General features: G+C 72.4%; 20 protein-coding genes. 11 read left to right on the top strand and 9 right to left on the bottom strand.

The window, feature by feature from the left end; all coding sequences use genetic code 11:
* The first annotated feature begins 65 nt into the window (after positions 1–65).
* Complete coding sequence (locus AB0J36_RS06370) at positions 66–1,664, top strand: hypothetical protein (protein WP_357395928.1); 1,599 nt, start codon at positions 66–68, stop codon at positions 1,662–1,664.
* An 86-nt stretch (positions 1,665–1,750) separates the two neighbouring features.
* On the opposite strand, the gene AB0J36_RS06365 is transcribed toward AB0J36_RS06370, so the two are convergent.
* Together AB0J36_RS06365 and glpX are read right to left on the bottom strand one after the other, a co-directional pair.
* Positions 1,751–2,725, bottom strand: a complete 975-nt coding sequence (locus AB0J36_RS06365) for a DMT family transporter (RefSeq protein WP_357130180.1) — start codon at positions 2,723–2,725, stop codon at positions 1,751–1,753.
* Complete coding sequence (gene glpX / locus AB0J36_RS06360; RefSeq protein ID WP_357130177.1) at positions 2,722–3,753, bottom strand: class II fructose-bisphosphatase; 1,032 nt, start codon at positions 3,751–3,753, stop codon at positions 2,722–2,724. The genes AB0J36_RS06365 and glpX overlap by 4 nt, the downstream gene beginning before the upstream one ends.
* 158 nt (positions 3,754–3,911) lie before the next feature.
* Here glpX and AB0J36_RS06355 point away from each other — a divergent pair, with 158 nt between their 5' ends.
* From AB0J36_RS06355 to AB0J36_RS06345, 3 genes are all read left to right on the top strand, one after another.
* Positions 3,912–4,667: a DUF4245 family protein gene (locus AB0J36_RS06355; RefSeq protein ID WP_357130174.1), complete on the top strand. Its 756-nt coding sequence runs from the start codon at positions 3,912–3,914 to the stop codon at positions 4,665–4,667.
* A gap of 116 nt (positions 4,668–4,783) precedes the next feature.
* Entirely contained in the window at positions 4,784–5,596 is an 813-nt protein-coding gene (locus AB0J36_RS06350; RefSeq protein ID WP_355048866.1) for a hypothetical protein, read from the top strand.
* 234 nt (positions 5,597–5,830) lie between these two features.
* Positions 5,831–6,682: a hypothetical protein gene (locus AB0J36_RS06345; RefSeq protein ID WP_357130170.1), complete on the top strand. Its 852-nt coding sequence runs from the start codon at positions 5,831–5,833 to the stop codon at positions 6,680–6,682.
* A gap of 42 nt (positions 6,683–6,724) precedes the next feature.
* Here the strand turns inward: AB0J36_RS06345 and AB0J36_RS06340 are convergent, their stop codons facing one another.
* Both AB0J36_RS06340 and xseA read right to left on the bottom strand, forming a co-directional pair.
* Entirely contained in the window at positions 6,725–6,946 is a 222-nt protein-coding gene (locus AB0J36_RS06340) for an exodeoxyribonuclease VII small subunit (protein ID WP_355048864.1), read from the bottom strand.
* Positions 6,947–6,976: 30 nt separating this feature from the next.
* Entirely contained in the window at positions 6,977–8,242 is a 1,266-nt protein-coding gene (xseA, locus tag AB0J36_RS06335; protein ID WP_357395935.1) for an exodeoxyribonuclease VII large subunit, read from the bottom strand.
* 132 nt (positions 8,243–8,374) lie between these two features.
* Between xseA and AB0J36_RS06330 the strand changes: the two genes are divergently transcribed.
* Together AB0J36_RS06330 and AB0J36_RS06325 are read left to right on the top strand one after the other, a co-directional pair.
* The gene (locus AB0J36_RS06330; protein WP_357395938.1) at positions 8,375–9,349 is read left to right on the top strand and encodes a 4-hydroxy-3-methylbut-2-enyl diphosphate reductase; all 975 of its coding nucleotides are present in this window, start codon (positions 8,375–8,377) and stop codon (positions 9,347–9,349) included.
* A 57-nt stretch (positions 9,350–9,406) separates the two neighbouring features.
* On the top strand, positions 9,407–9,835 hold the full coding sequence (locus AB0J36_RS06325; RefSeq protein WP_357395941.1) for a hypothetical protein: 429 nt from the start codon (positions 9,407–9,409) through the stop codon (positions 9,833–9,835).
* Positions 9,836–9,850: 15 nt separating this feature from the next.
* Here the strand turns inward: AB0J36_RS06325 and AB0J36_RS06320 are convergent, their stop codons facing one another.
* Positions 9,851–10,999, bottom strand: coding sequence for a DNA recombination protein RmuC (locus tag AB0J36_RS06320; RefSeq protein ID WP_357174986.1), 1,149 nt, complete (start codon positions 10,997–10,999; stop codon positions 9,851–9,853).
* A 54-nt stretch (positions 11,000–11,053) separates the two neighbouring features.
* On the opposite strand from AB0J36_RS06320, the gene AB0J36_RS06315 reads away from it, so the two are divergent.
* Entirely contained in the window at positions 11,054–11,923 is an 870-nt protein-coding gene (locus AB0J36_RS06315) for a hypothetical protein (protein WP_357174984.1), read from the top strand.
* Positions 11,924–11,998: 75 nt separating this feature from the next.
* On the opposite strand, the gene ppc is transcribed toward AB0J36_RS06315, so the two are convergent.
* The 4 genes from ppc to AB0J36_RS06295 all read right to left on the bottom strand — a co-directional run bounded on the left by ppc (position 11,999) and on the right by AB0J36_RS06295 (position 18,141).
* Complete coding sequence (ppc, locus tag AB0J36_RS06310) at positions 11,999–14,785, bottom strand: phosphoenolpyruvate carboxylase (RefSeq protein WP_357130155.1); 2,787 nt, start codon at positions 14,783–14,785, stop codon at positions 11,999–12,001.
* 128 nt (positions 14,786–14,913) lie between these two features.
* Entirely contained in the window at positions 14,914–15,927 is a 1,014-nt protein-coding gene (locus AB0J36_RS06305) for a hypothetical protein (protein WP_357395944.1), read from the bottom strand.
* Between the two features lie 273 nt (positions 15,928–16,200).
* Positions 16,201–17,121 (bottom strand): AraC family transcriptional regulator, encoded by a 921-nt coding sequence (locus AB0J36_RS06300; RefSeq protein WP_357395946.1) that lies wholly within the window; start codon positions 17,119–17,121, stop codon positions 16,201–16,203.
* A 111-nt stretch (positions 17,122–17,232) separates the two neighbouring features.
* Positions 17,233–18,141, bottom strand: coding sequence for a cyclase family protein (locus AB0J36_RS06295; RefSeq protein ID WP_357130147.1), 909 nt, complete (start codon positions 18,139–18,141; stop codon positions 17,233–17,235).
* Between the two features lie 507 nt (positions 18,142–18,648).
* On the opposite strand from AB0J36_RS06295, the gene mfd reads away from it, so the two are divergent.
* The 4 genes from mfd (at position 18,649) to AB0J36_RS06275 (ending at position 25,889) form a co-directional block, all read left to right on the top strand.
* Positions 18,649–22,278, top strand: a complete 3,630-nt coding sequence (gene mfd / locus AB0J36_RS06290) for a transcription-repair coupling factor (RefSeq protein ID WP_357397552.1) — start codon at positions 18,649–18,651, stop codon at positions 22,276–22,278.
* 111 nt (positions 22,279–22,389) lie between these two features.
* On the top strand, positions 22,390–23,205 hold the full coding sequence (locus AB0J36_RS06285) for a hypothetical protein (RefSeq protein WP_357130141.1): 816 nt from the start codon (positions 22,390–22,392) through the stop codon (positions 23,203–23,205).
* A 2-nt stretch (positions 23,206–23,207) separates the two neighbouring features.
* A complete protein-coding gene (locus AB0J36_RS06280; RefSeq protein WP_357397549.1) occupies positions 23,208–24,179 on the top strand; it encodes a nucleoside triphosphate pyrophosphohydrolase in 972 nt (323 codons plus the stop codon).
* Positions 24,180–24,269: 90 nt separating this feature from the next.
* Positions 24,270–25,889: a DUF885 domain-containing protein gene (locus tag AB0J36_RS06275; RefSeq protein WP_357397547.1), complete on the top strand. Its 1,620-nt coding sequence runs from the start codon at positions 24,270–24,272 to the stop codon at positions 25,887–25,889.
* Positions 25,890–25,918: the final 29 nt, after the last annotated feature.

The following is a 25,918-nucleotide window of genomic DNA, read 5'->3' as shown; positions in this document are numbered from 1 at the left end:
CGGTCGGTATCGCACACTGACCGGTTCGTGTCCGGTTCGAGACGGGTCGAATGGACCCTGAGGGAATGACGGGGACCGGGAAGGCACGTGATGGCGCACCCACGACGCTGGCCTGGCTCTGCCACCCGACGACTCTGCTCGCGCTCGTCCTCCTGGTCCTCAACGACCGGCTGTGGAAGGCGGCGTATCCGGGCCTGGTGACGGGCAAGCTGAGCGACGTGGCGGGCCTGGTGCTCGCTCCGCCGCTGGTCGCGGTGCTGCTCACGCTGCTGGCGCCGCGGCTGCCGGCCCGCAGGGCCGCGCTGGTCGGCCTGGTCGCGGTGGGCGCCGGATTCGCGGTGGTCAAATCCAGTGGGTACGCCGCTGAGCTGGCCTCCTCGGCCTGGACCGCACTGGCGGGACCGTCACTGGTCCGGGCCGACCGGACCGACCTGTTCACGCTGCCGGCACTCGGCCTGGCGTGGTGGAGCTGGACGCGGGCGCGGAGGCGACCCGTGCGGCACCGGACGGCCCGGCTGGTCCGGTTGCTGGTGGTCCTGCCACCGGCGGTGTTGGCGGTGGCCGCCACCAGTGCGGCCTGGTTTCCGTACGCGCTGGGTACGACGATGCTTGACGGCCGTCCGGCGATCTCGGTCGGCGAGGGCTCCGAAGACGCGTCGTTCTGGCCGGACGACCCCGCCGACGGCCAGTGGGCGGTCAGCAACGACGGGGCGGTGACCTGGCGCAACGCCACCGTTGACGAGACGGGACGGCTGAACAGCCAGGACTCCCCGCGTCAGCGGGCGTGTGCGCCGGAAGACCCACGGCGCTGCTACCGGGTGATACCGGGGCACCTTCGGGTGGAGCAGAGCGACGACGCCGGCGTGACCTGGCAGGTTGCCTGGGAGGTGCCGGACCCGCGGCGCGACGCGTTGGCCCAGCGCTATCCGGCCCCCGGCGACGCCCGCCGTCACTTCTCCTCCCGGGAACTGGTCGTCTATCCACACCTGGGCGGCGGCCACGAGGTGCTGGTCGCGAACGGTCGGGACGGCTTCCTGCGTCGCCTGTCGGACGGCGGGTGGCGGCGCGCCGGGTTCCTCGGTGAGCAGCCGTCCGCGACTGGTCCGCCCGAACTGCCCCCGCTGCGCGACGGCGGGCGGGTCCAACGCGGGGTCGACGTCTGGCTCGCGTTCGGGCTCGCGTTGCTGCTCGGCTGCGTGGTCACCGTATTCGCCGGTCATCTGGCGATCCGACGGGGCGGCGGCGGTCGCGGGTGGGGGATCGCGGGTGCCGTCACGATCGTGCTGGCCGGACTCGTGCTGGATGCCAGCTGGCCCCGGGTCGACGCGACGAGCGTCGTGGTCACGGTGCTGTTCCTGGTCGTGCCGTTGGGCGCGCTGGCGGCGGGCGCGCTGCTTCTCGTCGCGTGGCTCAACTTTGCTCCGGGACACTGGGTCGGGTTGGCCGTGGGTGACCTGCTGCTCACCGTGATCCTGGCCTCGCTACCGCTGGCCGGCTGGGTGAACGGCACACTCGGGCAGACCTGGGTGGCCGTCGCGCTGGCCGGGCTGGCCACCGTGCCGGGCCTGCTGCTGGCGGTCCGGCTCGCGAGGCTGGCCGACCCGGCCCGCGAAGAGAACCGGCGCGACTCGCCGCCCTACCCGCCCTACCGGGTTGCGCCTTGATCCACTCGGGTTCTTGAACATCGGGGCGTCGGAGGCGGTGGGACAGCGCGGTTTCGATGAACCAGAGTGGATCGAGCTGCCAACGGTCACGGCTGGGCGGCGGGTGGGGCCAGGGCGGTTATCAGCACGGCCACCAACGTCAGTGCCGCCCCGAGCAGGCTGTTCACGCTGGGGTGCGAGGCCGCTGTGGGCAGCACCAGATCCAGCAGTACGGCCCCCACGATCTGGCCGGCGATGGTGGCCAGGCCGAGCAGCAGCACACCTGTCGTCCGCACGATCGCGGCGGCGATCGCGATGAACACGATGCCGATCGGGCCGCCCAGGTAGAGCCACGGTTCGTTCGGCGCGTGACCGGTCGGCCAGCCGCGTACGGCGATGTCGACCGCGAACGCGACCAGCAGGGTTGCCGTGCCCACGGCGAAGTTCACCAGCGTGGCGGTCAACGCGCTGTCGGCCGCCCCCCGGACCTGCCCGTTCACCGCCTGCTGCCAGGCGATGCCCACCCCGGCCAGCAGGGGCAGCAGCGCCAGCGCCAGCCCGCCCGGATCGCCGAGCCGGTCACCGACCGCCAGGACGACCGCGAGCACCGTGAGCACCGCGCCGGCCAGGCGCTGTCGGGTGACCGGCTGCCGACCGGTCGGGCCGATGCCGGCGCGGTCGACGGCGAGGCTGCTACCGGACTGGCCGGCCACCACCGCCACGGTGAAGACCGCCACCCCCAGCGAGCCGATGGTGAGCCCCTGCGTGGCCACCAGCAACGCCCCGCACATTCCCCCGAGGCACTGCCACGGGCGCAGCGTGCCGGCCGTGAGGGCCCGCCGTACGGCGAGCAGCCCTCGCCGCCCGCCAGGGGTTGCCGGCACCAGCACCAGCAGCACCACCAGGCCCAGCCCGAAGGAGACCACCGCGGCGGCGAAACCATCGGCCAGGCGTACGCCCAGCTCGCCGTTGATCCGAGACTGCGCCGCCACCGCGACCCCGGCGACCGACGCCAGCGCGACACCGATGATCCGGCGGGTGGCTGGCAGGGTCGGCGGAGCCGCGGTGCCGGTGCCGCTCACTCCTGTTCGGCTAGCGGGCGACCGTCGAAGTCGACCGCGGAGTAGAGCGCCAGCTTCTCCAGCCGGTGGTACGAGTCGATGACCCGGATGGTGCCGCTCTTCGAGCGCATGACGATCGACTGGGTGTACGCGCCGCCGGCCCGGTACCGCACCCCGCGCAGCAGGTCACCGGAGGTGACACCGGTCGCCACGAAGAAGCAGTTGTCCCCGGTGACCAGGTCGTCGGTGCCGAGCACCCGGTCCAGGTCGTGCCCGGCGGCGAGGGCCTTCTCCCGCTCCTCGGCGTCGCGCGGCCACAGCTTGGCCTGCATGGCGCCACCCATGCACTTGAGCGCGCAGGCCGAGATGATGCCCTCCGGGGTGCCGCCGATGCCCATGAGCACGTCGACGTCCGACTCGCCGCGGGCCGCCAGGATGGAACCGGCGATGTCGCCGTCGGAGATGAACCTGATGCCCGCGCCGGTCCGGCGGATCTGGGTGACCAGGTCTTCGTGGCGGCTGCGGTCCAGCACGCAGACGGTCACCTCGGAGACGTCGGTGCCCTTGATCTTGGCGATCCGGCGCAGGTTCTCGCTGACCCCGGCGTTGATGTCGATCACGTCGACGTACGCGGGACCGACCGCGAGCTTCTCCATGTAGAAGACCGCGCTGGGGTCGAACATCGCGCCTCGCTCCGAGACGGCGAGCACCGCGAGGGCGTTCGGCATGCCCTTGCTCATCAGCGTGGTGCCGTCCACCGGGTCGACCGCGACGTCCACCTCCGGGCCGGTGCCGTCGCCGACGTGTTCGCCGTTGAAGAGCATCGGGGCGTTGTCCTTCTCGCCCTCGCCGATCACCACGACGCCGCGCATCTGGATCGAGTTGATCAGTTTGCGCATGGCGTCGACAGCGGCGCCGTCGCCGCCCTCCTTGTCACCCCGGCCGACCCAGCGGCCGGCGGCCATCGCCGCGGCCTCGGTGACCCGGACCAGGTCGAGGGCCAGGTTGCGGTCGAGATCCTGTGGGATCCGGGTCCTGGTGTTCGTCATGACGGCTGCTCCTCCTCGCGACGGTGCGGGGACGGCCGGCGGCGAAGTGGCGTCGCTGCCGGCTTTGTCGCTGATCCTCACACGATGGCCGACCGAGCGCGGGTGCGGGGCGGTGATGGGCCGGATACCGCCGGTCGGGCGGCTGCGAAGATGGCAGGGTGGAACCCGCACAGCCTGCTGACCGCGTACCCGCCGACCAGACGCCGCCCGACGGCCAGCCGCCGGCCGACCTCCCGGACGCCCCCGGCGCCGGGCCCGCCGCGACGGGCCCGGTGGATCCGACGGCACCGACCACCGGCGAGCCGGCCCTGGTCGCCGACGAGGCGACCCCCGTGGCCGAGCCGGCCCACGTCGGACCGGGGCCGGCGGCCCGGCCGTCGCCGCCCCGGGCGGCCGCGACGGCGGGCAAGTCCGAGCGGTCACCCAAGGACATGGCGATCTCGCTGCTGGTGCTGCTCGTCCCGATCGCCCTGCTGCTGGCGTTCTACCGGGGTTTCCTGGGCGGCGACGAGGCCACCACCGTCGACCCCGCCCCGGCGATCGAACAGGCGCGGTCCGCGAACGCGGTCCCGGTGAGCGAGCCGCACGGGCTCGGCTCCGGATGGCGTACGGTCAGCGCCCGCTACCAGAGCGTCGAGGGTGGCGCGACGCTGCGGATCGGCTACCTGACGCCGGAGGGCAGGGGTGTGCAGCTCGTGCAGAGCAGCGTGCCGGCCGAGCGGCTGCTGCCGGCCGAGCTGACCGACCAGGGGCAGCCACAGGGGCCGACCGAGTTGAGTGGGCGCACGTGGCAGCGGTACACGGCCCGGGGGAACCAGCAGGCGCTGGCCCTGCTGGAGCCGACCCGCACGGTGCTCGTGATCGGTGACGCGCGGGACAACGAACTGCGGGAGTTGGCCGGCGCGCTGGGCTGAGGAGTCCACAGTCGAGGAGGCGCACGCCGAGGGGGCCGGTCCGGTACGCTCCCTCGGCTCGGTCCGGCCCGCACGCGGTGGCCGGACCATGTCCCCTTTTGTGAAGTGAGAACTCAGTGAACATTCGACGGTGGAGCTTCGGCTTCCTCGCCGCCACCCTGCTCGTCCCCGGCCTGGCCGCGTGCAAGTCCGACGCTGCCGAGCCGGCCGCCGCCCCGAGCGCGTCCGCTCCGGCCGTACCGGCCGACCCGAAGGAGGCGCTGCTCGCCTCCACGAAGGAGATGGCCAAGGGCGACTTCACGTTCACCATTGCGGGCGCCGACCTGACCGGCGGTGGCCTGGTGCACAAGCCCAGCAACAGCGCGCAGTTGACCATGAAGATGGGCGACGCCTCCCAGGACGTGTCGATGGAGATGGACCTCATCTACATCGACTCGGAGAGCTGGGTGAAGATGGAGCTCGGCGGCGAAATGGCGGCCATGGTCCCCGAGCTGGCGAAGAACAAGGGCAAGTACCAGCACCTCGACAAGACCAAGGCCAAGGAGATCAAGGACTTCCAGCTCGACCCGGAGACGTTCGACCCGGTCGACAGCGAGACCCTGGTCAAGGGCGTGACCGAGGTGCAGAAGACCGGCGAGGGCAGCTACGCCGGCAAGATCGACATCAGCGCCTCCGCGGAGTCGGTCGCCCTCGACGAGGACGTGGTCAAGGCGCTCGGCGCGCAGGCCAAGTCGCTGCCGTTCACCGCCAAGCTGGACCCGCAGGGTCGCCTCACCGAGCTGGTCATCTCGGTGCCGGCCGCCGGCGAGACCGCCGCGCACGACATCAAGATCGGATACGCGGGCTACGGCGCCGGGACCGGCGCCCAGAAGCCGCCGGCGGACAAGGTGGTCGAAGCCCCGGCGGAGACGTACGAGATGTTCAAGTAAGCCGCACGGCGGGCCGGGGCGACCAGAGGTCACCCCGGCCCGCTCTGTTCGGCACCGGTTGCCCGCAAACAACCGGACAACAAGGGTGATTGTCCGACGCGTCGACAGGGAACAAGAAGAGAGCGATCCGGGCGCGCCGCTCGGCCCGGATTGTGCGACGTGGCCGAAGGGCTGCCGCGTCGCCCGGTTTCCGGCGCCGACCAGGTAGTCGGGTGACCCCCTTGGGAGACACGTATGACTGTTCGACGACTGGGTGCCGGCCTGGTAGCCGCCGCCCTGTTCACGCCCGCCCTGGCCGCCTGCGCCGGTGGCACGACCGGCACGGCCGGGTCAACCGCGTCCCCGACGGTGAGCGCGTCCGGGGCGCCGAGCCAGTCCGGCGGTGCGCCGGTGTCCGGCGACGCCAAGCAGGCCCTGCTCGACTCCACCAAGGCGATCAGCGACGGCAACTTCCGGTTCACCCTCTCCGGCGCCGGGTCCACGGCTGAGGGGCAGGTGCACCAGCCGAGTCAGAGCGCCGCTCTGAAGTTCGCCATCGGTGGCCCCTCCTCTGACCTGGCCATGAAGCTCGACGTGATCCACGCCAAGCCGGACAGCTGGGTGAAGCTGGAACTGACCGGCCCCACCGCCGACAGCCTGCCCGCCATCAAGCAGCTCAACCTCGGTAAGTACCAGCACCTCGACCAGGCCCGCGTCAAGGGCAACAAGAACCTCGGCTTCGACTTCGACAAGGTCGACCCGGCCGGCAGCGCGGTGCTGACCCAGGGCATCACCGAGGTCCGCAGCACCGGCACCGGCACGTACGCCGGCACCATCGACGTCACCAAGGCCGCCGAGGCGGGCTCGCTGAACGCCGCCACGATCGCCGCGCTGGGCACCCAGGCGAAGACGGTCCCGTTCACCGCGAAGGTCGACCCGCAGGGCCGGCTGAGCGAGCTGGCGCTGCAACTCCCGGCCTCCGGCCAGACCACGGCCCAGGAGATCAAGATGACGTACTCCGACTACGGCTCCGCCACCCCGGCGCAGAAGCCGCCGGCGGACCAGGTCGTCGAAGCGCCCGCCGAGCTGTACAGCCTGTTCAACTGACCGTCGTACGGGTGGGGTGGCTCCGGCCATCCCACCCGACGGTCAGGCGGACGGTTCCTGACGGGCGGCGTCGATTCGCGCCCGCGCACCGTCCAGCCAGCGCTGGCAGATCACCGCCAGCGCCTCGCCGCGCTCCCACAGCGCCAGCGACTCCTCCAGGGACGTGCCGCCGGCCTCCAGCCGCTCGACCACCGAGGCCAGTTCGGCGCGGGCCTGCTCGTAGCTGAGCCGCTCGTCCGGCCCGGCCTTCGTGTCGTCAGTCATCGCGTCCATCTCAGCACACCCCGGTCGGTGTCACTTCGTCGCCACGTCCCCGCCGACCGTCGCGGCCAGCTCGCCCTCGGCGAGGCGTACCCGGAGCGGGTCGCCCTTGCCGACCTCGGCCGCCGCCCGGACGACGTGCCCGTCGGCGCGCTGCACGATCGCGTACCCCCGGTCGAGCGTCGCGGCGGGGGAGAGGGCGCGCAGTCGGGCCAGGGTGTGCCGCAGGTCGTCGTCGGCGGCCGCGACCCGGTGGTCCAGGCAGCGCCCGGCGCGTTGACGCAGTGCGGCCAGCTCGGTCGCACGGTGCTCCACCATCACCTGCGGCCGGGCCAGCACCGGCCGGGAGCGCAGGCTGTCGAGGCGGTGCGACTCCCGGTCGACCAGGTTGCGCACCGCCCGCTGGAGCCGGTGCCGGGCCTGACCGATGAGGCGTACCTCCTCGGTGAGGTCGGGGACCACCCGCTTGGCCGCGTCGGTCGGGGTGGAGGCCCGCAGGTCGGCGACGTAGTCGATCAGCGGCGTGTCCGTCTCGTGGCCGATCGCGCTGACCACCGGGGTACGACAGCCGAAGACGGCCCGGCACAGTGCCTCGTCGGAGAAGGGCAGCAGGTCCTCGATGCCGCCACCACCCCGGGCGATGATGATCACATCGATGCTCGGGTCCGCGTCCAGGACCTTGAGCGCGTCCACGATCTGCGGCACGGCGGACGGGCCCTGCACCGCCACGTTGACCGTCCGGAACTCCACGGCGGGCCAGCGCCGGCGCGCGTTGGTCAGCACGTCCCGCTCGGCGGCGGACGCCCGGCCGGTGATCAGACCGATCCGGCCGGGAAGGAACGGCAGCCGACGCTTGCGGGCCCGGTCGAACAGTCCTTCGGCGGCGAGCAGCTTCTTGAGCTTCTCCAGCCGGGCCAGCAGCTCACCGAGACCCACCTGGCGGATCTCGTCGGCCCGCAGGCTCAACGTGCCCCGGGCGGCGTAGAACTCCGGCTTGGCGTGCAGCACCACCCGGGCACCCTCGCGCAGCTCCGGCGCGCCGGCGTCGAGCACGTCACGGTTGGTGGTGACGGTCAGGCTCAGGTCGGCGGACGGGTCACGCAGGGTCAGGAAGACGGTGGTGGCCCCGGGACGGCGGCTGATCTGCGCCACCTGCCCGTCCACCCACACCCAGCCCAGCTTGGCGATCCACGCCCCGACCTTCTGCGAGACAACCCGAACCGGCCACGGTTCCTCCGCGCTGCTCCGGCCCTCGCCGCCCCCACCACCCACCCCACCCACACCACTCACCCCACTCACCCCCCAACCCTACGGAGGCCCTCGGTGATCAAGAAGTTTGCGTCGGATCCGGGCGCGTTTCTGACGCGAACCTCTTGATCACCGGGATTTGGGCCCGGGTGCGGGGGGACCAGCGGCACGTACGATGGGGGGGTGACTGATCTCCGGACTGGTAAGCGCGTGCTTTTGGCCAAGCCTCGTGGCTACTGCGCGGGTGTGGACCGTGCGGTGCAGACCGTCGAGGAGGCACTGAAGCTGTACGGCGCCCCGATCTACGTCCGCAAGCAGATCGTGCACAACAAGCACGTCGTGCAGACCCTGGAGTCCCAGGGCGCGATCTTCGTGGAGGAGAACGAGGAGGTGCCGGAGGGCTCGACCGTCATCTTCTCCGCGCACGGCGTGGCGCCCGAGGTCTACGAGCAGGCGCGGGAGCGTTCGCTGAAGGCCATCGACGCGACCTGCCCACTGGTCACCAAGGTGCACCAGGAGGCGAAGCGGTTCGCCGCCGAGGACTACGACATCCTGCTGATCGGCCACGAGGGGCACGAGGAGGTCGTCGGCACCGCCGGTGAGGCGCCCGCGCACATCCAGCTCGTGGACGGCCCGGACGGCGTCGACAAGGTCACCGTGCGGAACCCGGAGAAGGTGGTCTGGCTCTCCCAGACCACGCTCTCGGTGGACGAGACCCTGGAGACGGTCGCCCGGCTCAAGCAGCGGCTGCCACTGCTCCAGTCCCCGCCCAGCGACGACATCTGCTATGCCACCTCCAACCGGCAGCACGTGGTCAAGGAGATCGCACCGGAGTGCGACGTGGTGATCGTCGTCGGCTCGACGAACTCGTCCAACTCGGTCCGCCTGGTCGAGGTCGCCCTGGACGCCGGCGCGCGCGCCGGTCACCTCATCGACTTCGCCCACGAGATCGACGACGCCTGGCTGGCCGACGCCCGCACGGTCGGCGTGTCCTCCGGCGCGAGCGTCCCCGAGGACCTGGTCCGCGATGTGCTGGCACATCTGGCCGAGCGCGGCTTCGCCGACGTCGAAGAGATCACCACCGCCAACGAACGGCTCACCTTCTCGCTTCCGCAGGAGCTGAAGCGGGACATGAAGGCCGCCGCGGCCCGCGGCTGACACGATCCAGCGCCAGCGCGGCGGAACGCCGGGCCCGTCCCGTACGTCGAAGACGGCATGAGGACATTTCGGCTCGTCGTCCCCGCTCTGGTCGTCTGCGCGGCGCTGAGCGCCTGCGGTGAAACCGGCGGTCCCGCCACCCCCGGCGGACCGTCGGCGACGACCGGGCAGCCCGCCTCCGCGTCGCCGAGCACTCCCGCGTCGCCGAGCACCCCCGAGTCGCCCAGCACCCCCGCCCCGCCGATCAAGTCGCCGGGCGGGCCCACCGTCCCGCCGCCGGTCGGCGCCACCGAGCTCACCGGCACGATCACCGCCGGAGTGGAGCCGAACTGCGTGCTCCTCGACGGGTACCTGCTGGTGGGCGGGCCCCGGGATGTGCTGACCGCCGGTGCCCGGGTGACCGTCACCGGCCGGGTGGAGAAGGGCACGATGACCACCTGCCAGCAGGGCATCCCGTTCGTCGTCGAGAGCGCCAACCGGCGTTAGGGAAACGGCCCCCCGTCAGCGGTCGGCGTCGTTGAGCAGCTCCGGAGCCTGCGGCTGGCGCGGGGTCAGCTCGACCTGGGCGGGGGCCGCCAGCTCCTCGTCCGAGACGCCCAGCTCGGCGAGCTTGCGGGCGCTGACCAGCACCCGCGCCTCCAGCGAGCCGACCGCCCGGTTGTACGCGGTCACCGCGCCGGTCAGCGACGATCCGAGCTTGCCCACGTGGTCGCCGAGGGTGGCGAGCCGGCCGTACAGCTCCCGGGCGAGGGTGTGCACCGCCACCGCGTTGCGGGCCAGCGCCTCCTGCCGCCACGAGTAGGCCACCGTGCGCAGCAGCGCGACCAGGGTGGCCGGCGTGGCCAGCACGACGTTGCGGGCGAACGCGTGCTCCAGCAGCGTCGGATCGCGTTGGAGGGCGACGTCGAGGAACGGGTCGGCCGGGACGAACAGCACCACGAACTCGGGCGAGCTGTCGAACGCCGACCAGTACGACTTGGCGGCCAGGGCGTCGACGTGCCCGCGCAGGTGTCGGGCGTGCGCGTCGAGGTAGGTGTCCCGGCCGCGCTCGTCGCGGGCCTCCATGGCCGTCAGGTACGCGTCGAAGGGCGCCTTCGCGTCCACCACCACGGACCGGCCGCCGTGCAGGCGTACCACCAGATCCGGGCGGACGACCTGATCGTCGGTGGCGGCGGTCACCTGCTCGGAGAAGTCGCAGTGCTCCAGCATGCCGGCCGCCTCGACGATCCGGCGCAGTTGGTGCTCGCCCCAGCGGCCCCGCACCTGTGGCGCGCGCAGCGCGGCCACCAGTTGCTTGGTCTCGGTGCGCAGCTCACCGGAGACCACGTTCATCGAGCGGACCTGCTCGCGCAGCTCGGCGTACGCGTCGACGCGGTCGTGTTCCAGCTCGGCCACCCGCTGCTCGTAGCGGCGCAGGCTGTCGTGCAGCGGCGCCACGGCCCGGGCCACCGCCTCCTGGGACTGCGCCGTCGCCTCGTAGCTCAACGCCCGCATGGACTGCTCCAGCCGCCCCTCGCCCTCGCGGGTGGCCGTCAGGGTGGCGTCCAGCCGGGCGATGTCGGCCGCCGACCGGGACCGGGCCGCGTACCAACCCACCGCCCCGCCGGCACCGAGGCAGACGACCACCACCAGCAACGTCGAGACGTCCATCACCGGAGCTTGCCAGACGGGTGCGACGTGACACCCGGGGGTACGTTCGTTGACATGGAAGCTCTGCTGTGCCTGGTGGTCGTCGTCGCCGCCGTGGTGGGTGCCGGCCTGCTCGCCTACTCCCGGTCCAATGCTCAGCGGCGTGTCGCGCTCGGCGACGCCCGCGCCGAGGCGCAACGGTGGTACGAGCGCCTCGGCGGCCAGTTGATGACCCTGCAGGGTGAGGAGCCCGCCGTCCGGCAGGCGCTCGCCGACGCGGGGGAGCGCTACAACGCGGCCGGCTCGCAGTTGGAGCAGGCGCGGACGCCGAACCAGTTCGCGCTCGCCCGGGAGACCGCGCTGGAGGGGTTGGCGTACATCCGGGCGGCGCGGACGGCGCTGGGCATCGACCCCGGCCCCGAGGTGCCGGCGCTGGCCGCCGCGCGGGGCGTCGGGCAGCTCACCAAGGAGCGCGAGGTCGACGTGCAGGGCCAGACCTTCCGGGCGGGCCCGCAGCCCGGTCGGGACACGCCCTACTACTACCCGGGTGGGCGGTACCAGGGTCGGCCGGTGCCGGCCGGTTGGTACTCGACGCCGTGGTGGAAGACCGCGCTGGGCGCGGGCGCCGGCGTGCTCGGCGGCATGCTGATCGCCGACGCGCTGTTCTCGCCGGCCTTCGCCGATCCGGGGTACGGCTACGACCAGGGCTACCAGGAGGGCTTCGGCGACGGCGCCGACTACGCCGACGACCAGGGCGGCGACGCTGGTGACCAGGGCGGCGACTACGGCGACCAGGGCGGCGACTTCGGTGGTGGCGACCAGGCGGGTGACTTCGGCGGCGGCGACTATGCCGGTGGTGACTTCGGCGGCGGCGGTTTCGGTGGCGGCGACTTCGGTGGTGGTGGCGATTTCGGCGGCGGCGACTTCGGCGGTGGTGACTGGTGACGGGCGCGGAGCGCTGAGCGACATACGAAACGGGCCCCGGTCGACTCGACCGGGGCCCGTTGCCGTGCTGTCTGGTCAGCCGGTGTTGCGCATGCCGGCGGCGATGCCGTTCACGGTGGTGAGCAGCGCCCGTTCCAGGGCCGTGCCGTCGCTGGGAGCGCGTCGACCACCCGGTGCGGTGGCGACCGCCCGGCCCGCCGCGCCGGACTCCCGGTACTGGCGCAGCAGCGCCACCTGGAGGTGGTGCAGCGGCTCCAGGTAGGTGTCGCGCACGGCCAGGGTGCGCTGGAGCACCGGGGAGTTCTCCAGCAGGGCCGGCGAGGCGGTGACGGCCAACACCTCGCGCTTGGTCAGCTCGTACTCCTGCTCGATCTTCTCGAAGATCGGGTGCAGCTTCTTCGGCACCAGCGTCTCGACGTACCGACGGGCGATGCTCAGGTCGGTCTTGGTCAGCATCATCTCGACGTTCGACAGGAACGTGCGGAAGAAATGCCAGTTGCGGTGCATCTCGGCCAGCACGTCCGCCAACCCGGCCTCGCGGGCGGCGGCCAGGCCGGAGCCGACGCCGAACCAGCCCGGCACGATCTGTCGGGTCTGCGTCCACCCGAACACCCACGGGATGGCCCGCAGCCCGGACAGGCCGGCGCCGGTGTTGGGACGCTTCGCCGGCCGGGAGCCGATGTTCAGCGCGCCGAGCAGTTCGGTGGGGGTGGACGCCCAGAAGTACGCCGGCAGGTCCGGGTCCTCGACGAGCGACCGGTACGACCGGAAGGCCGACTCGGACACCACGTCCATCGTCGCGTCCCAGCGTTCCAGCATCTCGGCCGGCTGCCGGGGCGCGGTGTGCAGCAGCGTCGCCTGGAGCACCGCGGCGAGCGTCAGCTCCAGGTTCTCCCGGGCCAGCGACGGCAGCGTGTACTTGTCGGAGATGACCTCGCCCTGCTCGGTCACCTTGATCGCGCCGTCCAGCGTGCCGTACGGCTGGGCCAGGATCGCCTCGTGGGTGGGGCCACCGCCGCGCCCGACCGTACCGCCGCGACCGTGGAAGAGCCGCAGGTGTACGCCGTGCCGGGCGGCCACGTCACGCAGCGCCCGCTGGGCCCGGTGGATCGACCACTGGCTGGTGGTGATCCCCGCCTCCTTGTTGGAGTCGGAGTAGCCGAGCATGACCTCCTGCACGTCGCCACGGGCCGCGACCAGCGCCCGGTACGCGGGCAGTGACAGCAGCTCGTCGAGGATCTCGCCGCCGGCGTTCAGCTCGGCCGGGGTCTCCAACAGCGGCACGAAACCGATGCGGGCCCGGCCGCTGTGCACGTCGACCAGCCCGGCCTCGCGGGCGAGCACCACGGCGGCCAGCACGTCGTCGACGCCCAGGGTCATCGAGATGATGTACGACTCGATGACCTCCGCGCCGAACCGGTCCTGCGCCTCGCGGATCGTGCTGAACACGTCGAACGTCTTGCGGGCCGACTCGGTCAGCGGGGTGTCCAGGGTGGACAGCGGTCGCCGGCCGGTCAGCTCGTCGGCGAGCAGCTTGGTGCGCTCCAACCGGCTCAACGCCGGGTAGTCCGGCACCTCGCCGACCGCCTCGTAGAGCTGGGTGAGCACCTCGTGGTGCTTCTCGGCGTGCTCCCGGACGTCCATGGTCGCCAGGTGCAGGCCGAACGCGGACACCGTCCGGATGGTGGAGGCCAGCCGGCCGACGGCCGTGAGCTGCCCCGAGTTGCGGGCCAGCGACGCGCGCAGCAGGTCCAGGTCGGCGATCAGCTCGGCCGAGCCCCGGTAGTCCCGACCCGGCACGTGGGCCGTGCCCTGGCGCAGCCGCTGCCGGGTGTTGGCCAGCTTGGCCTTCACGCAGCGCGCCTTGAGCCGGTAGGGCTCCTCGGCGTTGACCCGGCGGAACCGGGCCGCCACCTCGGGTAGCGCGTCGAGGTCGGCGGCGAGGCTGGCGGAGAGGTCGAGCGACACCCCGCGCAGCCGGCGCGAGACCGAAACCTCGTTGATCAGGTGGTCCATCGCCTTCTCGGTGGCGGCGATGCCGTGCTCGTGCTGGATGGTCAGCACCTCGCGGGTGACCGCCGGGGTGACGAACGGGTTGCCGTCGCGGTCGCCGCCGATCCAGGTGCCGAAGCTCAGTGGGCGGGCCGTCGGCGACGTCTCCACGCCGAGGGTCCGCAGGGTGTCAGCCAGGTCGTCGAGCACCTGCGGCGCGGCCTCGGCGTACAGGTCCCGCAGGTAGTAGATGGCGTTGCGGGCCTCGTCGGTCGGGTCCGGCCGGTCCAGCCGCAGCTCGTCGGTCTGCCACATGAGGTCCAGCAGCTCGGCCAGCCGGCGGTTGGCCGGGCCCTCGTCGCTCGCGCCGTAGAGGATCGCGTTGGCGGTCTCGGTGTCCAACTCGTCGGCGATGGCCCGCAGCTTCGACAGGATCGAGCGGCGGGCCGCCTCGGTGGGGTGGGCGGTGAAGACCGGCCGGACCGCCAGCCGGCGGGCGACGGCGGCGATCTCCTCGGCCGGCACGCCGCGCTCGGCGATCATCTTGGCTGCCTGGTCGAGCCAGCCGCCCTGCACGGCGCGGCGGCGGCGCAGGTCCCGTGCGCGGTGCACCTGCTCGGTGATGTTGGCCAGGTGGAAGTAGGTGGAGAAGGCGCGGGCCAGCTTGGTCCCGGTGGTCACGTCGAGCCCGCCGAGCCGCTGGGCGGCGGCCGGGACGTCGGAGCGTACCTGGGCGCGGATCTCCTCGACGAGGTCGAGGAGCGGGCGGCCCTCCTGGCGGGCCAGGGTCTGGCCGAGGAGGGTGCCGAGCCGGCGGATGTCGGCGCGCAGCGCGGCGTCCGGGCCGTCGTGGTCGTGCTGGTCGGTCACGATGCGCTCCTTACGTGAGTACGAAGGACAGCGCTGTCCGACTCCCTGGATGGTATCCGCGTCTGGCCCTCCGGCAGGAGGGGCTCCGGGCGCGCCGCGTCGTGAGACGGAACACCCCGGAGATCACCTCAGGGTCTTGCGCGGGTGCCTGCCCGGCCTCCCCGCACCACGGTCGCGGCGAGCAGGGCCGCCAGGGCGACCACCGCCCACAGCGCCAGCCCGGTCAGGGGCCAGCCGATCGACCGTCGGTCGAAGTACACCGCCGACTTGACCAGATCGGTGGCGAGTCCGGGCACGTTCCACCGGTGCATGCCGCGCAGCCAGGTGGGCAGGAACTCCGGGGCGTAGATGCCGCCGGAACCCGGATTGCCGAGCACCACCAGCAGCAGGATCACCAGTCCGGTGCCGAGTACGCCCAACCAGCCCTGCACGGCGGCGGCCACCATCGCGGCGGCGAAGGCGGCGAGCATGCCGGTGCCGGCGACGGCCGGCAGGTCGTGGTGCCAGACGTCCAGCACCGGGCCGACGATCACCGCGCCGGCGATGCCGAGCACGACGCTGTAGACGGCGAGCGCGCCGATCCGTACGCCCGCGCGGCGCAGGGTGCGCGGCGTGGTGCCGACGGAGATGCCGAGCGCGGTCGAGGCCAGGTACCCGCCGAGGACGCACCCGATCGCCAGGTAGAACGGGACCAGACCGCGCGGGTCGGTGTCGGCGACCGGCACCTCGTCGGCCACCCGCAGTGGCATCCGGGCCTGTTCGGCGGCGGCGGTGAGGACCTGCACGACGACCTCGGTGGCGGCCGGCGCGCTGGCGCTGGCGGTGGTCAGGACGAACCCGCCGTCGGGGGTGGAGCCGAGTACCCCGTACACCTCGCGGCTGGTCAGACCGTCGTCGGCGGCGCCCGGGTCGGCGTACTCGATGGCCTTGATCGTGTTGGTCCGGTCGCGAACGGCGGTCAGGACCGTTCGTGCGGCCTGGTCGCCGCTCGCCACGCCGACCGGCACGTCGCGGGGGTGGGGTTGGTGCAGGGCGCCGACGTACGCGGCGATGAACGCGACGGCCAGCGCCAGGGTGCCGAGCAGCAGTCCGGCGGTACGAGGGATCTGGTCGCGTATCCGGACCTCCGGCGACTCGTCCACCAGGCCAGCCTAGGGTGCGGTTTGTCCTGCTTGGGGCTTTTCCGCCGGTGGGCGTCCGATCCTGACCGCCATCCGGCGCAGACGAGCAATTTTCTTCAAGACCTGTTCAAGGTGTCACGGCGACGATGGTTCTCGTCGGTCCGGAGGTCCCCTGCCCAGGGTGGCCGACCCGGAGCCCGCGGGCCTGTTCGGGGAGGCCCGAAGCCCGGTGCGGACCCGCGCCCAGGGAGGTGCCGTACGCCCCCAGGTACGGCACCTCCACCGCGTCCGGTGTCAGGCGGTGACGCTCGGGTCCGACCCGGCGGGGGCGAGCAGTCGACGCAGGCGCGCGGGTGGATGACCCACCTGCTCGCGGACCACCCGGGTCAGGTGCGCCTGGTCGGCGAAGCCGTACTCGGTGGCGAGCGCGCCCAGCGGACGGCCGTCGGGCTCGGCGAGGGTGTCCAGTACGGCGCGCACCCGAAGGCGGTTGCGGTAGGCGGTCAGGCTGCTGCCGGTCACCCGCTGGAACACCCGGCTGAGGTGGTGCGGTGAGCTGCCCACCTCCCGGGCCACCTCGCCCAGGCCGAGGGTGAAGCCGGAGTGGGCCAGCACCTCGCGCGCCCGGTCGGCGAGCCGCCGGTGCGCGGCCAGCGTCGCCGGCCGTCGGCGGACGGCCCGCTCGACCTCGGCGTCCACCTCGTCGGCGGCGAGGTCGCTGTGGTGCAGCAGGCGGGCCAGGAACCGCTGGAGCCGTTCGGCCATCTCGAACCGGTCGAGCCCGCGCCGGAACTCGGCCACCAGCAGCCGGTGCGCCAGGTCCAGCGTGGCGTCCGAGGTGCCCGCCCAACCGCTCCGGTCCATCCAGCGCTGGGCGTCCGGCCGGTCCGCCAGCACCGACGGATCGATCTCCAGGCAGGTGTACGAGTCGCCGCAGCCGAACGGATGCGCCACGGCCATGTCGTCCCCGGGCCGGGTGAGCAGCACCGAGGTGGCGTCGGAGAGCTCGACCCGCCCGTTGAGCCGACGCCGGTACGCCCCGGACCGGCCCAGCATGATCTTGTGACGGTCCTGGGTGACGGTCTCCGTCCACCCGTGGTTCTCGACGATGCAGCGCACCTGGTAGATCAGCATCCCGTCCGGGTGCCCGAGCACCCGCCAACGGGCCGGGGTGGTGTGCCGACGCGGATCACTACCGAATCCCTCAGCGGGCACAGCTTCCCCCGACTCCCGACCTGCTCGGCACCGCACGGCGTTCCGTGACCGTCACGGCCTCAGCTCTTGACCACAGCTCTCGACCACGGCTCTCGGCCCTAGCTCTCGACCTCAGCTCTCGACCACGGCGAAGGCGCGGACCGGGAAGGTGCCCATCCCGGCCACCATCGGCGGCGCCGCGGTGAACCGGAACCCGGTCGGCGGCAGCGCGCCCAGGCCGGTCAGGTGCTCCACGACCGGGATGCCGGCGGCGAGCAGGACGCTGTGCGCGGGGCGTACGCCGTTCGCCGCCGGGCTCATGTCGTCGATGTTGATCGAGTCGATGCCGACCAGGGCCGCGCCCGCGTCGGCCAGTGCCCGCGCGCCGTCCTCGCTCAGGTACGGCGCCTCCGGCGCGGCGTACCGCTCGGCGCCGAAGTGCGCGTCCCACCCGGTGTGCAGCAGCACCGCACGCCCGGCCACCTCGTACGGTGCCAGCAGCAGCCGATCCACGGCTCGGGTGTCGGCCGGTACCCGGACCACCACCCCGGGCAGGTCGGCGAGGCGGTCCAACGACACCCCGGTCAGATCCTCGCGACCGGCCCAGCGGTGGGCGGGGGTGTCCACGTACGTGCCGGTGTTGGCGATCATGTCGATCCGGGCCACGTGGAACTCGGTGCCCGGCGCGTACCGCTCCCGGGACGCCGCGTACGTCAGCCAGTCGGTGACCCGCGGACCCGGCCACCCGGGCAGGGTGGTCATCCCGTCGCTGATGACGTGGCTCAACTCCACCAGCCGGCGACCGCCGCCGGTCGGGGCGACGGCGCGGCCACCCTTGTGCGGTTCCTCGATGATCGTTTTCGCGCTGATCCGGACCTCGGCGACCATGAGCAGCCCGAGATGCCGGACGAAGAGCGCGGCCAGATCGTCATCGGTGATCTCCGGCCCAGGGATGTCCAGCCGGAACCCCTCGGTCCGCAGCCCGCCTCCGTTGGCGAAGCTGACCTCCGCGTCGAACTGCGCCCGCCACTGCTCACCCATCCCCGCACTCGACCACGGCGTCCCGCCCCGGTCAAGATCCGCGCGGACTCGCGCTGTACGCATCGGCTCGCGCTGTACGCATCGGCTCGCGCTGTAGCGCATGCGCACGCGGCAAGTCTGCGGGCGCGGGGCAAGATCGCGGGCGCCGGGCAAGATCCGCGCAACTTCCCCGTTATTGCTGTCTCCGACGCGTCTGAAGCAGCAGTATCCCCGAAGTTGTGAGGATCTTGGGCGCGGGGCGCGGGGCGCGGGGCGCGGGGCGCGGGGCGCGGGGCGCGAGGCGCGAGGCGCGAGGCGCGGGGCACGAGGCGGAGCGGGGCGCGGGGCGGAGCGGGGCACGAGGGCACGGGGCACGAGGGCGCGAGGGCGGGCGACGCGAGGGCGTGGGACCTGGGCGGAACGGGGTGGGTGTCGGTGGACGGGGATAGGCTTGTGGGGTGCGCACCCCCCGTCCGACTGGGCGAGGGGCCCGCCGTCGTGTGCGTCGACTCCCCTGGAAGGACTCCCTTGCTCACCGGTCTGTTCTCCGCCGCCCTGGCCGACCCCGGGCTGGCCCGGGCGCGTGACCTGGCGCGCTCCGGTGCCGCCCAGGTCGATGGCCTCGACATCACCGCTCCTGCCGCGCTGCGCCCGTTCGCCGTCGCGGCCGTCGCCGCGGACACCGGCGGGGCCGGGCGACCCGTGCTGGCCGTGACCGCCACCACCCGCGAGGCCGACGACCTGGCCGCCGCGCTCGGCGGGCTGCTGCCGCCGGAGCAGGTGGTGGTCTTCCCCTCCTGGGAGACGCTGCCGCACGAACGGCTCTCCCCCCGATCGGACACGGTGGGCCGACGGCTGGCCGTGCTGCGCCGCCTCGCGCACCCCGAGTCGGCCGACGCGCACGGCCGGACGGGTCCCCTGCGGGTGGTGGTCGCCCCGGTCCGGTCGCTGCTGCAACCGCAGCTCAAGGGCCTCGGTGACCTGGAACCGGTGCAGCTCGCGGCCGGCGAGGAAGCGGACCTTGAGGTGGTCGCCCGCCGACTCACCGACATGGCGTACGCCCGGGTCGACCTGGTCACCAAACGCGGCGAGTTCGCGGTGCGCGGCGGCATCCTGGACGTGTTCCCGCCCACCGACGAGCACCCGTCCCGGGTCGAGTTCTGGGGCGACGAGGTGGAGGAGATCCGCACCTTCGCGGTCGCCGACCAGCGCACCATCGAGCAGGTGCCGCTGCTGTGGGCGCCGCCCTGTCGGGAGCTGCTGCTGACCCCAACAGTGCGCGAGCGGGCCGCCGCGCTCGCCGAGCAGCACCCCGAGCTGGCCGAGATCCTGGACAAGCTGGCCGAGGGTATCCCGGTGGAGGGGATGGAGTCGCTGGCCCCGGTGCTGGTCGGCCCCGACTCGCTGGAGCTGCTGCTGGACGCGATGCCGGCCGGCACCCACGTCCTGCTGTGCGACCCGGAGCGCATTCGCACGAGGGCGCACGATCTGGTGCGTACCTCTGAGGAGTTTTTGCAGGCCTCCTGGGCCGCCGCCGCGGTCGGCGGCCAGGCCCCGGTGGACGTCGGCGCCGCCGCCTTCCGCACCCTGGCCGAGGTACGCGCCACCGCCGGCACGCTCCGCCAGCCCTGGTGGACGCTGTCCCCGTTCGGATTGGTCGAGGCGGAGACCGCCGAGGCGCGGCAGCCCTGGGAGGACGCGCCCGAGCAGGCCAGCGTCACCCCGGACGACGCCATCGCGGTGACCCTCGCCGCCCAGCCCGCCCCGCTCTACCACGGCGAGACCGCGCGGGTCGTCGACGACCTCAAGCGCTGGGCCGGCGAGGGCTGGTCGATCGCGCTGGTCTTTGAGGGGCACGGCCCCGCCCAGCGTGCCGTGGAGGTCCTGCGCGACGCGGGCCTGGGCGCGCGGCTCACCGAGGAGGTGCCCACCGCACCCGCCCCCGGCGACCTGGTCGTCACCTGTGGCGCGCTGACCAGCGGATTCGTCGACGAGGCGTCCCGTTTCGTGCTGCTGACCGGTAACGACGTGACCGGTGGCCGGGGCACCTCGACGCGGGACATGCGCAAGATGCCGAGCCGCCGGCGCAACACGATCGACCCGCTGGAGCTCAAGGCCGGCGACTACGTGGTGCACGAGCAGCACGGCATCGGTCGGTACGTCGAGCTGGTGCAGCGCACCGTCAACGGCGCCAGCAGGGAATACCTGGTCATCGAGTACGCGGCCAGCAAGCGCGGCCAGCCCGGCGACCGGCTGTTCGTCCCCACCGACCAGCTCGACCAGCTCTCCCGTTACGTGGGCGGTGAGCAGCCGGCCCTGCACAAGATGGGCGGCTCGGACTGGCAGAAGTCCAAGGCCCGTGCCCGCAAGGCGGTCCGGGAGATCGCCGCGCAGCTCATCCAGCTCTACGCCGCTCGCAAGGCGTCCAAGGGCCACTCGTTCGGCCCGGACACCCCGTGGCAGCGCGAGTTGGAGGACGCCTTCCCGTGGCAGGAGACGCCCGACCAGCTCGCCGCGATCGACGAGGTCAAGCGGGACATGGAGCAGACCGTCCCGATGGACCGGTTGATCTGTGGCGACGTCGGCTACGGCAAGACCGAGATCGCGGTGCGGGCGGCGTTCAAGGCCGTGCAGGACGGTAAGCAGGTGGCGGTGCTCGTGCCGACGACCCTGCTGGTGCAGCAGCACTACAACACGTTCGCCGAGCGGATGAGCCAGTTCCCGGTGCAGATCCGGCAGCTGTCGAGGTTCCAGACCGCCAAGGAGACCGAGCGGACGCTGGAGATGGTCGCCGACGGCACCGTCGACATCGTCATCGGCACGCACCGGCTCCTGCAGACGGCGACGCGGTTCAAGCAGCTCGGGCTGGTGATCGTCGACGAGGAGCAGCGTTTCGGTGTCGAGCACAAGGAGCACCTGAAGACGCTGCGCGCCTCGGTGGACGTGCTCAGCATGTCGGCCACCCCGATCCCGCGCACCCTGGAGATGGCGATCACCGGCATCCGGGAGATGTCCACCATCGCCACCCCGCCGGAGGAGCGGCACCCGGTGCTCACCTTCGTGGGCGCGCAGGACGACCGGCAGGTCGCCGCGTCCATCCACCGCGAGCTGCTGCGCGACGGGCAGGTCTTCTACCTGCACAACCGGGTCGAGTCGATCGACCGGGCGGCGCGGCGGCTGCGCGAGCTGGTGCCCGAGGCGCGGGTGGCCGTGGCGCACGGGCAGATGGGCGAGGAGGCCCTGGAGAAGGTCATGGTCGGCTTCTGGGAGAAGGAGTTCGACGTCCTGGTCTGCACGACCATCGTGGAGTCGGGCATCGACATCCCGAACGCCAACACCCTGATCGTCGAGCGGGCCGACCTGCTCGGGCTGGCCCAGCTGCACCAGATCCGGGGTCGGGTCGGCCGGGGCCGGGAGCGGGCGTACGCGTACTTCCTCTACCCGCCGGAGAAGCCGCTCACCGAGCACGCCCACGAGCGGCTGGCCACCATCGCGCAGCACACCGAGCTGGGCGCCGGCATGTACGTCGCGATGAAGGACCTGGAGATCCGGGGTGCCGGCAACCTGCTCGGCGGTGAGCAGTCCGGGCACATCGAGGGCGTCGGCTTCGACCTGTACGTGCGGATGGTCGGCGAGGCGGTCTCCGCGTTCAAGGGCGAGCGCCAGGAGGAGGAGACCGACGTCAAGATCGACCTGCCGGTCGACGCGCACCTGCCGCACGACTACGTGGGCGTGGAACGCCTGCGCCTGGAGATGTACCGCAAGCTCGCCGAGGCGCGCGACGAGGACCGCCTGCGCGAGGTCGTCGCCGAGATGACCGACCGGTACGGCGAGCCGCCCGCCCCCGTGCAGAACCTGGTGGCGGTGGCCCGGTTCCGCCTGCTGGCCCGCCGGTACGGCCTGTCCGACGTGACCATGCAGGGCAAGCACATCCGGTTCGGGCCGCTGCCGCTGCCGGACTCGAAGCAGATGCGGCTCAAGCGCTACCACCCGGACGCGGTCTACAAGCAGGCCACCGACCAGGTCAGCGTGCCCCGGCCGAGCACCCGTCGGATCGGTGGCGAACCGCTGCGCGACCAGGCGTTGCTCGAATGGTGTGCGCAACTGCTCGCCGACGTCCTGGGCGCCCCCGCGCCGCTCGCCGCCGCGCCCGCGTGACGGTCCCGTACGCGGGCGAGGCGCGTACGCGAGCCGGGTTGTGGCCGCGACGTCGGCGCGGTGAGGTGGGGGCCGTCACAGCGTGGGAGAGGGCATGAGAGAGTGACCGGTATGCGTGCTCGCCGTGTGATCGTCGCCGCCAGCGTCGCGGCCCTGGCTGCCCTCTCCCTCGCTGCCTGCGGCAGATCCGCGCCGAGCGTCGCCGCCTATGTCGGTGACACCACCTACTCGGTGGACCGGGTCGACACCCTCTTCGCGGAGGCGCAGGCGAAGTACGAGACGAACGCCCGAGCGGCGTTCGCGCAGCAGAACGGCCCGTCGGCAACTCCCTCGCCCGATCAGCTGCGTTTCAAGGCGACCCGGCAGGACATGCTCAACCTGCTCGTCGGCCTCGACCTCGCCAAGCGAGTGGTCGCGGAGAAGAACATCACGGTCAAGGACCAGATCAAGGCCGACGAGTTGGGTCAGAGCCTCCAGGTCCCCGGCTCCGAGTACGCGAAGCTCGCGGCCGACTGGTACAACCACTTCTCCGCCCTGCAGGCGGGTCTGCCGCCGGCCGAGTTGACCGACGACGAGCGTTCGGCAATCTACGACGCTCTGGTGAAGAGCGGGGTCGCTTCCGCCGGTTGGTCCGTCGAGGAGCAGCGCGAGCGGTTCGGGGCACCGGAGATCGCTCCGCAGGTGAACGCGGTGGTGGCGCTCAGCACGGCCTTCAAGGAAGAGGTCAAGCGGGAGGACGTCACCGTCAATCCGCGCTACTCGTCGTTGGAGATTCCGGCCCTGTTCCAGGTGCCGAACCAGGGCACTGCTCTGTACGACCTGCCCTACCTGGACCGGGCCAGCAGCACGGTCACCGACGTCTCCACCCCGGACGTGTCGCCGTCGCCGTCGAGCCCCAACCCGGACGCCGAGGGTACGGCCAGCTGAGCATGACGGCACGGATCGTCCTGCTGGTCACCTCGCCCCGGCTGCCGGCCGGCCTGCTGACCTCGGCGGCCTGGGACGTCGTACGCCAGCATCCGGTGCTGACCGGCGCGGAGAGCGAGTTGACCACGGCCGTGCGGCAGGCGGGCGCCGAGGTGACCGTCGTGGCCGGCCCGGCCACGCAGGCGTTGCTGGACATGGTCGCGGCGCACGGTACGGCGGTCTGGCTGGCCGGACCGGCCGGGGACGAGTCGTTGGCAAGGGAGTTGGGTCTGCGGCTGGCCCGGGAGCCGGGGCTCGCCGAGATGGAGCTGATGTACGGCTCGTGGGATCCGCCGGGGGCACGGCTGCTCGACGCGGTGGCCGTGCTGGACCGGCTGGCCTCGCCGGGCGGTGACCCGTGGAAGCGGGCGCAGACGCACCGTAGCCTCGCGGGTTACCTGCTGGAGGAGAGCTACGAGGCGTACGACGCGATCAGCGCCGACGACACCGACGCGCTCCGCGAGGAGTTGGGCGACGTGCTGCTCCAGGTGGTGCTGCACGCGCGGCTCGCCGAGGAGCTGCCCGAGGGTGAGCGGTGGAACATCGACGACGTGGCCGGTGGCCTGGTCGACAAGATGATCCGGCGCAATCCGCACGTCTTCGCCGGTGCGGAGGCGGGCACGCTGGAGGAGATCACCGCCAACTGGGAGCGGATCAAGCGGGTCGAGAAGGCGCGCGACTCGGTGTTGGACGGCGTGGCGTTCAGCCAACCCGCCCTGTCCCTGGCCGCGCAGATCCTCGACCGCGCCGCCCGCGCCAACCTGACCGTCGAAACCCCGTCCCCCGACACGGGGCTGGACGAGGAGGAGCGCCTAGGCGCCACCCTCCTGACCCTGGTCTCAGAAGCCCGCAGGGCCAACCTCGACCCAGAGGCAGCCCTGCGCCGCGCGACCCTGACCCACGCCGAATCCATCCGCGCCGCCGAACGAGGTTGATCAAGAGGTTCGCGTCAGGATCCGGCTCGTATCTGACGCGAACCTCTTGATCAACACGGCTGGGTGCGGGGTGGTCGGTAGGGTTGTCCGGTGGAAGCGTTTGGGGTACTGGCTGAGCGGGTTGTCGAGGCATTGCTGGAGGCGCGGCCGGGGGTTGCCACCTCGGCTGGCGATCATCGGTTCGACGATCGGCTTCCTGACCTGTCCGCCGACGCGTTAGCCGCCGACCGGGTGATGCTCACCGACGCGGCGAACGCACTCTCCGAACTGGACCCGGACGCGCTCGACGTCGACGAGCAGGTCGACCACGCGCTGCTCACCTCCTTCGTCGACCGGGAGCTGTTCGAGCTCACCGAGATCCGGTCGCACGAGTGGGACCCCCTGTTCCACAACCCCGGCCCGCTGCTGCACCCCCTGCTGGCCCGCCCGTACGCCCCGGCCGAGGTGCGCCTGACCCAGCTCGTCGGTCGGCTCGCCGCCGTACCGGATGCCCTCGCCACCGCACGCGCGACGCTGCGGGACATGCCGCGGATCCACGCGGAGACGGCGGTCGGGCAGTTCACCGGCACGGCCGCGCTCATCCGTGACGAGCTACCGGGCCTGATCGCGCAGGTGCCGGGCGGCTTCGAGCGGGTCGAGTCGGCGGCGACCGCCGCGATCGCCGCGCTGGACGAGTTCGTCGCCTGGCTGCGGGTCCGGTTGGCCGCCGACGCCGGGCCCGGCCGCGACCCGCGCCTGGGCCGCCGCCGCTGGGAGGCGCGGCTCTGGCACACCCTCGACACCGAGCTGGGGGCCGCCGAGATCCAGCGCCGGGCCTGGGCCAACCTGGACCGGGTCACCGAGGAGATCCGCGCGGCGGCCGTCGAGCTGGTCGGTGGTCCGGCCGACGACGAGACGGTACGCCGGGCGCTGGACCTGTTGGCCGCCGAGCACCCGGACGACTCGACGATCGTCGAGCTGGCCGGTGTGACCCTGGACGAGGCGACCGATTTCGTCCGGCTGCACGACCTGGTCACCCTGGTCGACGACCGGTGCGTGATCCAGGAGATGCCGGAGTTCGCGCGGGGCGTCGCGGTGGCGTACTGCGACTCGCCCGGCCCGTTGGAGACCGCGGCGGTGCCGACGTTCTACTGCATCGCGCCCACCCCGGCGGACTGGTCGGCGCAGCGTGTCGACTCCTTCTACCGCGAGTACAACGATCACATGGTTCGTAACCTGACCGTGCACGAGGCGATGCCCGGCCACTTCCTCCAGCTCGCCCACGCCCGGCGGCACGTCGGCGGCACGCGGGTGCGGGCGTTGGCCCGCTCCGGCCCGTTCGTCGAAGGCTGGGCCGTGTACGCCGAGGAGCTGATGGCCGGTCTCGGCTTCGGCGGTCTGCCGGTGCGGATGCAGCAGCTCAAGATGCAGCTCCGCATGACCATCAACGCGCTGCTCGACCAGTTGGTGCACGCCGAGGAGCTGCCCGAGGCCGAGGCCATGGCGTTGATGACCGGTCGTGGCTTCCAGGAGGAGGGGGAGGCCGCCGGCAAGTGGCGCCGGTCCCTGCTCACCTCGACGCAGCTCTCCACGTACTTCGTCGGGTACAGCGAGGTGGCCGAGATCGCCGCCGCCCGCCCGGAGGGGGTGTCGGCGCGCGACTGGCACGACGCGATGCTCGCCCACGACTGCCCGCCGCCGCGCCACCTGCGCGCCCTGCTCGGCGTCTGACGCCCGCCGGGCCGTCGGACGGTCACCCG

The organism is Micromonospora sp. NPDC049662 (assembly GCF_040675055.1).
Lineage (GTDB): Bacteria > Actinomycetota > Actinomycetes > Mycobacteriales > Micromonosporaceae > Micromonospora.
The sequence above is the reverse complement of the archived record's forward strand: the minus strand, read 5'-3'. Positions and strand labels throughout refer to the sequence as shown.

Bases quoted from the DNA above. Each gene is read 5' to 3' on its own strand.
- AB0J36_RS06345 (WP_357130170.1), top strand. From the start codon at position 5,831: ATGACTGTTCGACGACTGGGTGCCGGCCTGGTAGCCGCCGCCCTGTTC.
- glpX (WP_357130177.1), bottom strand. From the start codon at position 3,753: ATGACGAACACCAGGACCCGGATCCCACAGGATCTCGACCGCAACCTG.
- AB0J36_RS06320 (WP_357174986.1), bottom strand. From the start codon at position 10,999: ATGGACGTCTCGACGTTGCTGGTGGTGGTCGTCTGCCTCGGTGCCGGC.
- AB0J36_RS06315 (WP_357174984.1), top strand. From the start codon at position 11,054: ATGGAAGCTCTGCTGTGCCTGGTGGTCGTCGTCGCCGCCGTGGTGGGT.
- AB0J36_RS06370 (WP_357395928.1), top strand. From the start codon at position 66: ATGACGGGGACCGGGAAGGCACGTGATGGCGCACCCACGACGCTGGCC.
- AB0J36_RS06340 (WP_355048864.1), bottom strand. From the start codon at position 6,946: ATGACTGACGACACGAAGGCCGGGCCGGACGAGCGGCTCAGCTACGAG.
- AB0J36_RS06325 (WP_357395941.1), top strand. From the start codon at position 9,407: ATGAGGACATTTCGGCTCGTCGTCCCCGCTCTGGTCGTCTGCGCGGCG.
- AB0J36_RS06295 (WP_357130147.1), bottom strand. From the start codon at position 18,141: ATGGGTGAGCAGTGGCGGGCGCAGTTCGACGCGGAGGTCAGCTTCGCC.
- AB0J36_RS06285 (WP_357130141.1), top strand. From the start codon at position 22,390: ATGCGTGCTCGCCGTGTGATCGTCGCCGCCAGCGTCGCGGCCCTGGCT.
- AB0J36_RS06280 (WP_357397549.1), top strand. From the start codon at position 23,208: ATGACGGCACGGATCGTCCTGCTGGTCACCTCGCCCCGGCTGCCGGCC.